The 11,897-nt window shown below is 69.0% G+C and carries 12 protein-coding genes and 1 pseudogene; 6 read left to right on the top strand and 7 right to left on the bottom strand.

All coding sequences use genetic code 11. From position 1 onward, the window contains the following. Nucleotides 1–143: 143 nt before the first annotated feature. Nucleotides 144–1,037, bottom strand: coding sequence for a bifunctional DNA-formamidopyrimidine glycosylase/DNA-(apurinic or apyrimidinic site) lyase (gene mutM, locus VQ042_RS22810; RefSeq protein WP_331822589.1), 894 nt, complete (start codon nucleotides 1,035–1,037; stop codon nucleotides 144–146). Nucleotides 1,038–1,184: 147 nt separating this feature from the next. On the opposite strand from mutM, the gene ubiE reads away from it, so the two are divergent. The 4 genes from ubiE (at nucleotide 1,185) to dut (ending at nucleotide 5,396) form a co-directional block, all read left to right on the top strand. Continuing rightward, on the top strand, nucleotides 1,185–1,964 hold the full coding sequence (gene ubiE, locus VQ042_RS22815; protein ID WP_331822590.1) for a bifunctional demethylmenaquinone methyltransferase/2-methoxy-6-polyprenyl-1,4-benzoquinol methylase UbiE: 780 nt from the start codon (nucleotides 1,185–1,187) through the stop codon (nucleotides 1,962–1,964). Nucleotides 1,965–1,987: 23 nt separating this feature from the next. Continuing rightward, nucleotides 1,988–3,574: a 2-polyprenylphenol 6-hydroxylase gene (gene ubiB, locus VQ042_RS22820; protein WP_331822591.1), complete on the top strand. Its 1,587-nt coding sequence runs from the start codon at nucleotides 1,988–1,990 to the stop codon at nucleotides 3,572–3,574. A gap of 155 nt (nucleotides 3,575–3,729) precedes the next feature. After that, nucleotides 3,730–4,947, top strand: a complete 1,218-nt coding sequence (gene coaBC, locus VQ042_RS22825) for a bifunctional phosphopantothenoylcysteine decarboxylase/phosphopantothenate--cysteine ligase CoaBC (protein ID WP_331822592.1) — start codon at nucleotides 3,730–3,732, stop codon at nucleotides 4,945–4,947. Then, nucleotides 4,944–5,396 (top strand): dUTP diphosphatase, encoded by a 453-nt coding sequence (gene dut / locus VQ042_RS22830; RefSeq protein WP_331822593.1) that lies wholly within the window; start codon nucleotides 4,944–4,946, stop codon nucleotides 5,394–5,396. Before coaBC ends, dut begins: the two co-directional genes overlap by 4 nt. 10 nt (nucleotides 5,397–5,406) lie before the next feature. On the opposite strand, the gene VQ042_RS22835 is transcribed toward dut, so the two are convergent. Beyond that, nucleotides 5,407–6,216: a GGDEF domain-containing protein gene (locus VQ042_RS22835; protein ID WP_331822594.1), complete on the bottom strand. Its 810-nt coding sequence runs from the start codon at nucleotides 6,214–6,216 to the stop codon at nucleotides 5,407–5,409. A 305-nt stretch (nucleotides 6,217–6,521) separates the two neighbouring features. Between VQ042_RS22835 and cysK the strand changes: the two genes are divergently transcribed. Beyond that, the gene (gene cysK, locus VQ042_RS22840) at nucleotides 6,522–7,523 is read left to right on the top strand and encodes a cysteine synthase A (protein ID WP_331822595.1); all 1,002 of its coding nucleotides are present in this window, start codon (nucleotides 6,522–6,524) and stop codon (nucleotides 7,521–7,523) included. A 66-nt stretch (nucleotides 7,524–7,589) separates the two neighbouring features. Next, nucleotides 7,590–8,119, top strand: a pseudogene (locus VQ042_RS22845) (DUF6653 family protein). 166 nt (nucleotides 8,120–8,285) lie between these two features. Here VQ042_RS22845 and rpsU read toward each other — a convergent pair. The 5 genes from rpsU to VQ042_RS22870 form a co-directional block, all read right to left on the bottom strand. After that, nucleotides 8,286–8,609 (bottom strand): 30S ribosomal protein S21, encoded by a 324-nt coding sequence (gene rpsU, locus VQ042_RS22850; protein ID WP_331822596.1) that lies wholly within the window; start codon nucleotides 8,607–8,609, stop codon nucleotides 8,286–8,288. 111 nt (nucleotides 8,610–8,720) lie between these two features. Next, nucleotides 8,721–8,969 (bottom strand): hypothetical protein, encoded by a 249-nt coding sequence (locus tag VQ042_RS22855; protein WP_331822597.1) that lies wholly within the window; start codon nucleotides 8,967–8,969, stop codon nucleotides 8,721–8,723. A 102-nt stretch (nucleotides 8,970–9,071) separates the two neighbouring features. Further along, nucleotides 9,072–9,284 (bottom strand): cold-shock protein, encoded by a 213-nt coding sequence (locus VQ042_RS22860; RefSeq protein ID WP_024349555.1) that lies wholly within the window; start codon nucleotides 9,282–9,284, stop codon nucleotides 9,072–9,074. A 339-nt stretch (nucleotides 9,285–9,623) separates the two neighbouring features. Then, complete coding sequence (locus VQ042_RS22865; RefSeq protein WP_331822598.1) at nucleotides 9,624–11,084, bottom strand: cytochrome P450; 1,461 nt, start codon at nucleotides 11,082–11,084, stop codon at nucleotides 9,624–9,626. Nucleotides 11,085–11,234: 150 nt separating this feature from the next. Continuing rightward, complete coding sequence (locus tag VQ042_RS22870; RefSeq protein ID WP_331822599.1) at nucleotides 11,235–11,672, bottom strand: acyl-CoA thioesterase; 438 nt, start codon at nucleotides 11,670–11,672, stop codon at nucleotides 11,235–11,237. Nucleotides 11,673–11,897 lie beyond the last annotated feature (225 nt).

Here is an 11,897-nt window from a genome sequence, read left to right on the forward strand (position 1 = left end):
ACGGCATCCTCCCAACGGCGAAAATCCGCCGGCCAAGCGAAGAATCCATCGCAACCGCAAACGCAAGTGAACAATCAGACTACAAAAATTTCCAAATGCGATTCCCCTGGCATGTCCGGGCGGCAAGGCTTCGGCCCGAGGAATCAGCGCTGGCACACCGGACAGAAGAAGGTGGAACGGCCGGACTGGACGATCCGCCGGATGATTCCGCGGCAGGCCTCGTGGCGGCATGGCTCGTGCTCGCGGTCATAGGCGGCGAAGCTGTGCTGGAAATAGCCCAGCGATCCGTCCGCCTGGCGGTAGTCGCGCAGGGACGAGCCGCCCGCGGCGATGGCGTCGGCGATGGTTTCGCGGATGTCCAGCGCCAGCCGCTCCAGGCGCTGGCTGGGACGCCCGTCCTTCTTCACCAGGGTGCCGGCGGCGCGGCGCGGCGACAGGCGCGCGCGCCACAGCGCCTCGCACACATAGATGTTGCCGAGCCCGGCGATGATGCGCTGGTCGAGGAGCACGGCCTTGAGCGGCGCTGCCCGCCCGGCGAAGGCCGGGGCCAGCGCCGCACCCGACAGGCCGTTGCCGGTCGGCTCGATGCCGAGGCCGGCAAAATGCGGATGTGCGGCCATCTCGCCGCGTTCGACCAGCGTCATGTAGCCGAAGCGGCGCGGGTCGTTGAAGACCACCGTGGCCGGCTGGTCCCCCTCCGTGACGACATCGAAGCGGACATGATCGTGCAGGCGGGCGGTGGAGCGGGGATGGTGGAACACGCCCGGCACGCTGTCGCCCGCGGGCCCCTCGATGCGAAACGACCCGGACATGCCCAGATGCATGGCGAGGATCAGGTCGCCTTCCAGTTCCGCGACCAGATATTTCGCCCGTCGGCCAAGCGCCGTGATGCGCCGGCCGGTGACCCGTTCGGCGAAGCGTTCGGGCAGCGGAAACCGCAGATCCGGCCGCGCCAGGTGCAGATGCGTGATGCGCGCGCCTTCCAGAACCGGCTGCAGCCCGCGGCGGACCGTCTCTACCTCTGGCAATTCCGGCATATTCGATTAAGTCCCGGTCCGTGTGGGGCATTGCGAGCGGTGCGCCCGCCGAGCCCTTGCGTGACGCGCCGATGGTGCGTGATGCGCCGGGATCGTCCGTCCCTATATCCGCATCCGTGCGATGCGATGCAATGAAGGTGCCGCCCCATGTCGCGAACGCGTGTGACCGGAGCCGAAGCGATGGAGACGGCCTACGGCTTTTCCACGGTCACCGGCCGGGAAGAGAAGCAGGCCCGGGTCAACGACGTCTTTCACCGGGTCGCCGAGCGCTACGACCTGATGAACGATCTGATGTCGGGCGGCCTGCACCGGGTGTGGAAGAGCGCGATGGTGTCCTGGCTGGCGCCGCCGCATCGCGAGGGCTGGCGCTTCATCGACGTCGCCGGTGGCACCGGCGACGTGGCCTTCCGCATCGTCGAGGCCTCGCGCCGCCGGGTGACCGGCACGGTCCTCGACATCAATGCCTCGATGCTGGGCGTGGGTGCCGAGCGCGCGGTCAAGCGCGGCCTGGACCAGAACCTGGTCTTCGTCGAGGGAAATGCCGAGGACCTCAAGCTTCCCGACGCCGGGTTCGACGCCTATACGATCGCCTTCGGCATCCGCAACGTGCCGCGCATCGACTCGGCGCTCGCCGAGGCCTACCGGGTGCTCAAGCCCGGCGGGCGCTTCATGTGCCTGGAATTCTCGGAAGTCGACATGCCCATCCTCGACAAGATCTACGAGCAATGGTCGTTCAAGGTCATCCCGCGCATCGGCGAGACCGTCGCGCGCGACCGCGACTCCTATGAGTATCTGGTCGAGTCGATCCGCCGTTTCCCGAACCAGGCCAATTTCGCGGCGTCGATCCGCGCGGCCGGCTTCGAGCGCGTCACCTATCGCAACCTGTCGGGCGGCATCGCGGCCATCCATTCCGGCTGGAAGCTCTGATCCAGACGAACGGAGCCTCGCTTTTGGCCAATCCAGTCACCGGAACGTTCGCGCTCATCCGGGCGGTCTATGTGCTGGCCCGCGAAGGCGTGGTCGGCTCGTTCCCGGCCGACGGCCTGCCGCCCGGGCCGGCGCTGCTGCATCGCCTGGCGCGGCTGATCGAGCGCGGCTCGGCGGAGGACCGCGCGCGTTCGGACAATCTGTCGCGGGCGCTGAACCGGCTGGGGCCGTCCTACGTCAAGCTCGGCCAGTTCCTGGCGACGCGGCCCGATCTCGTCGGCGCCGCCACCGCGCAGGAACTCGGCCAGCTGCAGGACCGGGTGCCGCCCTTTCCGCGCGAACAGGCCGTCGCGGAGATCGAGACGACCCTCGGGCGGCGGGTCGACGAGCTGTTCATCGATCTCGGCGAGGTGGTGGGGGCCGCCTCGATCGCGCAGGTCTACAAGGCCCGAATCCGCAACCCCGACGGCAGCGAGCGCTTCGCCGCGGTGAAGGTGGTGCGGCCGGGGGTGCGCGTCCGCTTCCTGCGCCAGCTCGAGACCTTCGCCTTCATCGCCCAGTTCCTAGAGCGCTACGTGCGCTCCTCGCGCCGGCTGCGGCCGGTCGCCGTGGTCGAGACCCTCTCCCAGTCGACCCGCATCGAGATGGATCTGCGGCTGGAGGCGGCCGCGTCCTCGGAGATGGCCGAGAACACCGCCGACGATACCGGCTTCCGCGTGCCGCGCATCGACTGGGAGCGCACCGGGCGCGACGTCCTGACGATGGAATGGATCGACGGCATCAAGATGAGCGATGTTGCGGCCATCGTCGCGGCCGGCCACGACACCAAGCGGCTCGGCGTGCTGATCGTCCAGTCCTTCCTGCGCCATGCCATGCGCGACGGCTTCTTCCACGCCGACATGCACCAGGGAAACCTGTTCGTCGCCCCCGACGGGGCCGTGGTCGCCGTCGACATGGGCATCGTCGGCCGCCTGTCGGACGATTCCAAGCGCTTCCTGGCCGAGATCCTCTACGGCTTCATCCGCCGCGACTACCGGCGCGTCGCCGAGCTGCATTTCGAGGCCGGCTACGTGCCGCGCGGCCAGGACGTGGCGAGCTTCGCCCAGGCGCTGCGGGCGATCGGCGAGCCGATCTACGGCCAGCCGGCCGAGACGATCTCCATGGGCCATCTGCTGTCGCTCCTGTTCGAGGTGACCGAGCTCTTCGACATGCGGGCCCGGCCCGAACTGGTGCTGCTGCAGAAGACCATGGTGGTGGTCGAGGGCGTCGCGCGCTCCTTCGACCCGAAATTCAACATGTGGGTGGCCGCCGAGCCGGTGGTATCGGAATACATCCTCAACGAGCTCGGCCCGGCGGCCAAGCTGCGCGAGGCGCGCCAGGGCGTCGATTCCCTGTTCCATCTGCTGCGCAGCACGCCGGACTTCGCGGCCGGGCTGGAAATCCTCGCCCGGCAGATGCCCGACCTCATCGAGAAGGGCATCCGGCTCGACGACGAGACGCTGAACAACCTGGCGACGGACAAGCGCTCCAGCGTCGTCATGCGCCTGATCGCCCAGTGGATCATCGCCCTGTCGCTGATGACCATCGCCGTCGGCTACACCTTCGGATAGGCGCGGCCCGACGCGGCCGCCCTGCGATGCGCTGGATCGGCGGGGGCTTCATTGCCGCGGTGCCCGGCGGCCGCTAGACACGATCCACGAACATCCATCTTCCGCGAGGCAGCCATGGCGACCGCGATACTCTGGAACCCGATGACGGCGCCCGCATGAGCGGCCTGTCCGGCAAGCGGGTGCTCTTGATCATCGGCGGAGGGATCGCGGCCTACAAGTCGCTCGACCTGATCCGCCGGCTGCGCGAGCGCGGGGCGGTGGTCACGCCGGTCATGACGGCGGCCGCGGCCGAGTTCGTCACCCCGCTCGCCGTCGGCGCCCTGTCCGCCGCCAAGGTGTTTTCCGATCTCTTCGACCGCGCGGACGAGCATGATGTGGGCCATATCCGGCTGGCCCGCGACGCCGATGCGATCCTCGTCGCGCCGGCCACCGCCAATCTGATGGCGCGCGCCGCCAACGGCCTGGCCGACGACCTGGCGACGGCGATCCTCCTGGCCGCACGGGCGCCGATCCTGATGGCGCCGGCGATGAACCCGGCCATGTGGAATCACGCCGCGACCCGCCGCAACCACGCGACGCTGCTGGCCGACGGGATTCGCTTCGCCGGGCCGAATGCCGGCGAAATGGCCGAGGCCGGGGAGGCGGGGACCGGCCGCATGGCCGAGCCGGTCGAGATCGCCGAAGCCCTGCAGGCGATGCTGTCAGCCGGACCGAAGCCGCTCGCCGGCCGGCACATTGTGGTGACCTCCGGCCCGACCCACGAGCCGATCGATCCCGTGCGCTACATCGCCAATCGCTCGTCGGGGCGGCAGGGACATGCCATCGCCGCCGCGCTTGCCGAACAGGGCGCCGCGGTGACGCTGGTCAGCGGCCCGGTCGCGATCCCCGATCCCGCCGGCGTGAGAGCCGTGCGTGTCGAGACGGCGCGCGAGATGCTGGCGGCGGTCGAGGCGGCCCTGCCGGCGGATGTGGCGATCTTCGCGGCCGCCGTCGCCGACTGGCGGGCCGAGACCGAGACGGCGCGCAAGATCAAGAAGCATAGCGGCGGGGCGCCGAGCCTGGCCCTGACGGAAAATCCCGACATCCTGGCGACGATCGGCCATGGGCAAAACCGGCCGCCCCTGGTGATCGGCTTTGCCGCCGAGACCGACGACCTCCTCGCCAATGCCCGGGGCAAGCTCGTCCGCAAGGGCGCCGACGCGATCGTGGCCAACGACGTGTCCGCCGGGACCGGGGTCATGGGCGGCGCCGCCAACACGGTGCACATCGTCACCGAAGCGGGGATCGAGGACTGGCCGAAGATGGACAAGAGCGAGGTGGCCCGGCGGCTGGCCGCGTGGATCGCCCGGCACCTGGCGGGAACGCCGTCGTGACCGGCCCGCAGATCGCCATCCTGCGGCTGCCCCATGGCGCCGACCTGCCGCTGCCGGCCTATGCCAGCGACGGCGCGGCGGGCGCCGACCTGCGCGCGGCGTTGGCGGGCGAACTGGTGCTGGCGCCGGGCGAGCGCGCTCTGGTGCCCACCGGCCTGGCCTTCGAGATACCGGAGGGCTTCGAGGTCCAGATCCGGCCCCGTTCGGGCCTCGCCGTGAAGCACGGCGTGACGGTGCTGAACACGCCGGGCACGATCGACAGCGACTATCGCGGCGAGGTGCAGGTGGTGCTGGTCAATCTGGGGGCCGAGCCCTTCGCCATCGCCCGCGGCGACCGGATCGCCCAGATGGTCGTCGCGCCGGTGGCGCAGGCCCGCTTCACGGAGCGCGCCGCCCTGTCGGACAGCACGCGCGGCGCCGGCGGCTTCGGCTCGACCGGCCGCCGTTAGGCGGGACGGATCAGCGCGCCGGCTGCGAGGTCAGCTGGGCCACGGCCGGCTGTTCGGCCTGGAGATAGCGGCGGCCATGTGCGGCGACCGATGTGATGGTCGTGCGGTTCCGGCCATTGCGCTTGGAATGGTAGAGATTAACGTCGGCCGCGCCATAGACGCGGTCGAAGAGCTGCGGGGTGGTGTAGAAGGCACCGCCGATGCTCACCGACAGCTGTGCCGACTGCCTGCCGTCGCTGACGCTGAGCTTGCCGATGCTCAGGCGCAGGCGCTCGGCGACCGCCCGGCCCTGTTCCAGGCTGGTGCAGGGGAAGGAGATGGCGAATTCCTCGCCGCCCATGCGCCCGACGGCGTCCGACCCGCGCATCGAGCGCTTCAGCGCCCCTGCGATGGCCTTGAGCGCCTTGTCGCCGACCGGATGGCCGAGGCGGTCGTTGATCCGCTTGAAATGGTCGGCGTCGACGATGAGCAGCATCAGGCCCTGATATTGATGGCTGCCGAGCGCGGCCATGTGCCGGCGGATGACGACGTCGAAGCCCGGCCGGTTGAGGACGCCCGTCAGGCGGTCGGTCGTCGCGGCGCGTTGCAGCCCGTCATTGTGCTGCATCAGGCCGGTGAGGCGGACCATGAAATAGATGCTGTAGGGCACGGCGCTGATCAGCGGCACCGCCAGGGCCAGGACGAGCGAGCGGTTCAGCGCGGCCTGGCCGAGCCCGTCGAAGATGTGGAAGGCCGCGACCACCGACAGCAGCGTCACCGCCAGGACGAGCAGGACGAATTCGCCGAAGAGCGTGCGGATATGCTGGAAGGAGCGTGCCATGCGCAATTCTCGTTTGTGCAAAGGGCGCGAAAACCCGCCGTGAGCCGCCATTCTGGTGGCCGCGTCCTAAGCAAGGGTAAAGAATTGGTTGCAAATTGCATGGACCGGCTTGCCCGGCACGCCGGTTCTTCAAGGCGGAGAGTTCGGTGTGCGGCCTGTCGGACGCACGGCGCTCTAGCAAGCTTTTTCGGCGAAACGGCCGGCTTTGGATTGTCAGACCTCAAATCCGGCGACGATCCGGCCTAGGTTGAGGGGAATGACCGGGCCAGTCCCAAGGCCTGGCCGCCACAGGGAAGGAGACCGACATGGACAAGGTTGTGAAAGAGGGCGGCGCACGCACCCACGGGCGCGGCCGCATCTACGATTCCATCACGGACACGATCGGTGACACGCCGATCGTCCGGCTGGACAAGCTGGCCAAGGAAATGGGCGTCAAGGCGCATCTTCTCGCCAAGCTCGAATTCTTCAACCCGATCGCCAGCGTCAAGGACCGCATCGGCGTGGCGATGATCGAACGGCTGGAGGCCGATGGCCGGATCACGCCGGGCAAGACCACGCTGATCGAGCCGACCTCGGGCAATACCGGCATCGGACTCGCCTTCGCGGCGGCCGCCAAGGGCTACCGGCTGATCCTGACCATGCCGGAGACCATGTCGGTCGAGCGGCGCAAGATGCTGCGGCTGCTCGGCGCCGACCTGGTGCTCACCGAGGGTGCCAAGGGCATGAAGGGCGCCATCGCCAAGGCCGGCGAACTGGTGGCCGAGATCCCCGATGCGGTGATGCCACAGCAGTTCGAGAACCCGGCCAATCCGGAGATCCACCGGGTCACCACCGCCGAGGAGATCTGGAACGACACCAAGGGCGAGGTCGACGTGCTGGTATCCGGCATCGGCACCGGCGGCACGATCACCGGCGCCGGGCAGGTGCTGAAGCAGCGCAAGCCCGGCGTGCGCATCGTGGCCGTCGAGCCGGAAGCCTCGCACGTCCTGTCCGGCGGCGAGCCGGGCCCGCACAAGATCCAGGGCATCGGCGCGGGCTTCGCCCCGGCGATCCTCGATCGCGGCGTCTATGACGAGGTGGTGCAGGTATCGAACGACGACGCGTTTGAGATCGCCCGGCTGGTCGCCCGGCTCGAGGGCGTGCCGGTCGGCATCTCCTCCGGCGCGGCGCTTGCGGCGGCGATCGCCGTCGGCCAGCGCGCCGAGATGGCGGGCAAGAACATCGTCGTCATCATCCCGTCCTTCGCCGAGCGCTATCTGTCGACGGCCCTGTTCGACGGCCTGGGCGAGGAAGACGACGCGAAGTAGCGCCGCGCGTCCGGCGGGCAGGAGGCGATCATGGACGTCTTCGCGCTCGCCGAACGGGCGATGCGCATGGACGCGGCCAGTTGGGCCCGCCATGCCAATCCCTGGAGCGTCCGGGCCCGGGTGGCGATCCTGCCGCTCCTGGTCCTGGCGGTCTGGAACCGGTTCTGGATCGGCTCGTGGGCACTGCTGCCGGTCGTCGCCCTGGCCGTCTTCGCCCTGTCAACCCGCGGCTCTTTCCGCCGCCCCGCAACCCCGACAACTGGGCCTCGCGGGCGACCTTCGGCGAGCGCGTCTATCTGAACCGGAAGAATGTGCGGATCCCCAACCATCACCGCCGGGCGGCGGCCATCCTGACGTCGGTCACCGGGATCGGCGTCGTCGTCCTGGTCTACGGCCTCGTCAGGGGCGACGGCGGCGCGACGATGGCCGGGCTGATCGTGGCGGCCGGCGGCAAGCTGTGGTTCGTCGACCGCATGGTCTGGCTCTATGCCGACATGTGCGATGCGTCGGACGTTTACCGGAGCTGGCTGCAGCCCGATGGGCGCGAGAGCGCCGGGCGTGCGGCGGGGCGCCTGTCGGACACTTCAAACAGTTGAGATGTCGGTCCGGGCTGTCCGGCCGGCGGCTCCCGATGGGCCGGACGATGCCCCGGCCGCGACGGTAGGCTACGTTACGCCGATGCACGGCGCTCTGAACGCGAAAAAGTCCGGCGGATGTGGATCCGCCGGACTTTTTCTGCTCGCATGGAGCGAATGGGTCGTATCAGTACTGCGAGGCGCCGGTGGCCGGGCGCGGTGCGCCGGTCGAGCCGCTGGCGCCGGTACCGGCACTGGGTGCGCCCGGGCGAGGTGCGCCGGGACGGATCTTGCGCTTCGGGCCGGGCACGAGACCTTCGCGCTGCGCCTGCTTGCGAGCAAGCTTGCGGGAGCGGCGGATCGCCTCCTGCTTCTGCCGAGCGCGTCGCTCTGACGGCTTCTCGTAGGCGCGACGCGCCTTCATCTCACGGAAGACGCCTTCGCGCTGCAATTTCTTCTTCAGCGCCCGCAGGGCCTGATCGACATTGTTGTCTCTGACGTCGACTTTCAAAACGACTCCTTCCATCAGTTGATGGGCCGCGGGCCATTTCTCCGCCCTTGCGGGAGGATCGCGGCCGGGCCTCGGAATTGATCGGCGACCGTCAGTCGGTCGGCCAACCGGCTATTTAGCGCGCGCCGTCGGCTTTGTCGTCTTGGCCTTCGCCTTCGACGCCTTCGCCTCTGCCTTGGTCGGCTCAGGCGCCTCGGCCGCATCGCGCTCCATGCGGAGCTTCTTCAATCTTGCCGTCTTTTCCTGGACGGCCAGGCTTTCGGCGGCGATGATTCCGACCGCGGAGCCCTTGGCCGGGCGTTCCGGCGGGCCGGACAGAGCCGCTTCGGCGCGCTCGCGCGCTTTCCGGGAATTTTCCATCGTCACCTTCTTCCGCCCTTGTCCACCACGATACGCTGCAGACCCATGCGAAACAATATTGCGACCGGCGAGCCCTCGGGCCCGCCGGTCGCATCATGCGATTTAGGCGCGCTGAACGTTGACAGCCTTCGGGCCCTTGCCGCGGGTGTCCGGCTCGGTGTCGAAGCTGATCTTGTCGCCTTCGTTCAAGGAGGAGATGCCCGCGCGCTCGAGAGCGGAGACGTGAAGGAAGACATCCTTCGCGCCACCTTCCGGGGTGACAAATCCGAAACCCTTTGCTTCGTTGAAGAACTTTACGGTGCCGGTCTGGCTCATGGTATGACCTTTCGTCGCTGCCCCGAAGGGCGGTCGTCTGAAGTGTTCTCGCGACGCGATTGACTTCTTGAGTGGTGTGGACACGGCAAAACGCCGCGGCCGGAGATTCGGAACTTCACAAGGGGTACGGCGAAAGGTTTGGTTCTCGTCGCTCAGGTCGCGCCAATGCGCCACCAAGCGACCCGCCGATAATCGGTGGCGGAACGTCTGCCAGACTCCGGGTCTGCAAATACCCGAACCGATACTATGGGCTTTTCCGCGCCCGAACGCAAGCGGGCTGTCGCGAGAAGCGCCCGCCATCGGCGTTGGGGACGCTGGGAAACCCCGCTGCCGCAGGGCTCAGGCGATCGATTCAGCCCCTGCGGAATCCCGGCGGGCTGGACCATGGCGCCCGGCCGGCGAGCGCCGGCTGAGCCTCAGCGGCAATCCGCCTGCCGGCTGCACGGTGATCCGCTGCACCACTTCGGGCGGCAGGTCGCCGACATAGTCGAAGCGCAGGTGCCGCAGCAGGCAGGCCAGGGCGATGACGCCCTCCATCAGGGCGAAGCTGGCGCCGATGCAGACCCGCGGGCCGACCCCGAAGGGCAGGTACTGGTAGCGGTCCAGCGCCTCGCGATTGCCCGGCAGGAAGCGGCTCGGGATGAAATGGTCGGGCCGGTCCCACAGCATCTCGTGGCGGTGGATCAGCCATGGCATGACCAGCACCGTGGCGCCGGCGGGAATGTCGACGTCGCCGACGCGGTCCGGCGCCAGGGCGGTGCGGTTGAGCGAGGGAGCCGGCGGATAGAGCCGCAGCGCCTCCTCGAAGGCGGCGCGCGTGTGCGGCAGCCGCTCCAGCCATTCGCTGGGATGCGACAGGGTCGGCAGCACGGTGTCGAGCTCGGCTTCCACCAGCGCCCGCTCTTCCGGTGCCTGGCTGAGGAGGTACAGCGTCCAGGTCAGCGACCGGGCCGTGGTCTCGTGGCCGGCGCCGATAAAGGTGATGATGTTGTCCTCGATCTCGCCGGCCGACAGCCCGTCTGTTCGCACCAGGAGCGTCAGGAGATCGTTCGGTGCGCCGTCGGGATCGCGGGCGATCTGCTCGCGCCGCCTAGTGATCGTGCGGGCGATCAGTTCGCGGAAATAGGCCATGGACTTGCGTCCCCGCAGCCGGCGCAGGCGGGGCAGGAAGGCGGGGGCACCGAGGAGGTCCAGCGGGTCGACCCGCCCCATCGAGCCCAGGAAGTCGCGGGTCGAGCGGGCAAAGCTCTCGCCGTCATCGGCGATGTCGTCGGTGAACAGGGTCGCCTGCAAGATGTCGAAGGTCAGCAGCGTCATCTCGTGGCTGCCGTCGACCAGGGTGCCTTCGCGCGTGGCCAGATCCTCGGCGAAACGTTGCGAACGCTCCTCCATGGTCACGGAGAAGCCGGCGATGTGGCGCGGCGTGAAGACCGGCGCGATGGCCTTGCGCGTGCGCCGCCACAGCGCCCCCTCGGCGGTCAGCAGCCCGTCGCGCAGCAGCGGCCGCAGGATGCGCTGGCGCAGCGGCTGCATGACGTAGTTCCTGGCGTTCTCCACCAGGCAGTGGCGCACGCCCGCCGGATCGTTGATGACGATGTTCGGCACGCCCAGCCACTTGCCGACGATGTAGGGCTCCTTGAAGGCGCGGGTGCCCCAGATCTCGATGGGGTTGCGCGAGGCGGTGGCGAGGAAGCCGAAGAAGCCGAGCGGCGCCGCGTTGGGCACCGGCGCCGGGGCGCGGAAGGGCCGCGACGCCGGTGGGGACGGGGCCGGAGCCGGGACGGAGAGGGTGTCGGACATGAGGATTGCGACTCGCCACGAGAAGATGGGTTCGCTGCTCATATGGGTGGGGGCGGCGAACGCGTCGAGCGGCGCAATCGTCGCGCCACCGGGCGGGACTCGCGATGTTGGCCCTGGAGCGCCCGCATCCGGTTCGGCCCGCTCACCGTCTCAGGCGTCGTCGGCCATCGCGTCCACATGCGCCGCCAGCCTGGCGCGCATGTCCGGCGGCAGCGGCGTCGAGCGGCGCGTCGCCTCGTCCATCAGGACGATCACCGTCTGCGCGCTCGCGCAGAGTCGGTCGTCCTGGAACAGGGCCTGCTGCAGGCGGATCGAGCTGTTGCCGAGCGCCTCGATGTGCGTGCCGATCTCGACCTCGCCCGGCCAGTTCATCTCCAGCCAGAAGTCGATGGCGACCCGCGCGACGACGAAGGCGGTGCCCGCAGGCGGCGGCGCCTCGCCGGCATGCAGGAGTTCCACCCGGCCGGTCTCGAAGAAGGTCGAATAGACGGCGTTGTTCACATGGCCCTGGCGATCGGTGTCGGCGTAGCGCAGCTTGTCGCGGGACAGGAAGGGGAAGCTGTCGCGCGTCGGTTCGCTGGACGGCATCGGCGGTCTCTCATGGTCTGGGCTGTGGCGCGACGGGGCGGCGCAGGGGCCGGTGGCGGGGAGCGCGAGCCGGGCGTTCCTGCCCCATTCCCGCCCCCTGCAGGGGGTAGGGCCCAGGGGAATCGGGTGAATGAGCTCAGGGTCTGACGAGGCTTGCAAGGAACTCGTCGTCCCATGCTGCGGTCATTCGCCTGAGGCGCTGTGAGTCCTTCCCGGGGTCTCTGC

This window comes from Aurantimonas sp. A2-1-M11 (assembly GCF_036549475.1).
Classification (GTDB): domain Bacteria; phylum Pseudomonadota; class Alphaproteobacteria; order Rhizobiales; family Rhizobiaceae; genus Aurantimonas.

What these genes read in the sequence shown, in the direction of transcription:
- cysK (WP_331822595.1), top strand. Translation starts at nt 6,522, where the DNA reads ATGGACAAGGTTGTGAAAGAGGGCGGCGCACGCACCCACGGGCGCGGC.
- VQ042_RS22835 (WP_331822594.1), bottom strand. Translation starts at nt 6,216, where the DNA reads ATGGCACGCTCCTTCCAGCATATCCGCACGCTCTTCGGCGAATTCGTC.
- coaBC (WP_331822592.1), top strand. Translation starts at nt 3,730, where the DNA reads ATGAGCGGCCTGTCCGGCAAGCGGGTGCTCTTGATCATCGGCGGAGGG.
- ubiE (WP_331822590.1), top strand. Translation starts at nt 1,185, where the DNA reads ATGTCGCGAACGCGTGTGACCGGAGCCGAAGCGATGGAGACGGCCTAC.
- VQ042_RS22870 (WP_331822599.1), bottom strand. Translation starts at nt 11,672, where the DNA reads ATGCCGTCCAGCGAACCGACGCGCGACAGCTTCCCCTTCCTGTCCCGC.
- VQ042_RS22855 (WP_331822597.1), bottom strand. Translation starts at nt 8,969, where the DNA reads ATGGAAAATTCCCGGAAAGCGCGCGAGCGCGCCGAAGCGGCTCTGTCC.
- VQ042_RS22860 (WP_024349555.1), bottom strand. Translation starts at nt 9,284, where the DNA reads ATGAGCCAGACCGGCACCGTAAAGTTCTTCAACGAAGCAAAGGGTTTC.
- VQ042_RS22865 (WP_331822598.1), bottom strand. Translation starts at nt 11,084, where the DNA reads ATGTCCGACACCCTCTCCGTCCCGGCTCCGGCCCCGTCCCCACCGGCG.
- mutM (WP_331822589.1), bottom strand. Translation starts at nt 1,037, where the DNA reads ATGCCGGAATTGCCAGAGGTAGAGACGGTCCGCCGCGGGCTGCAGCCG.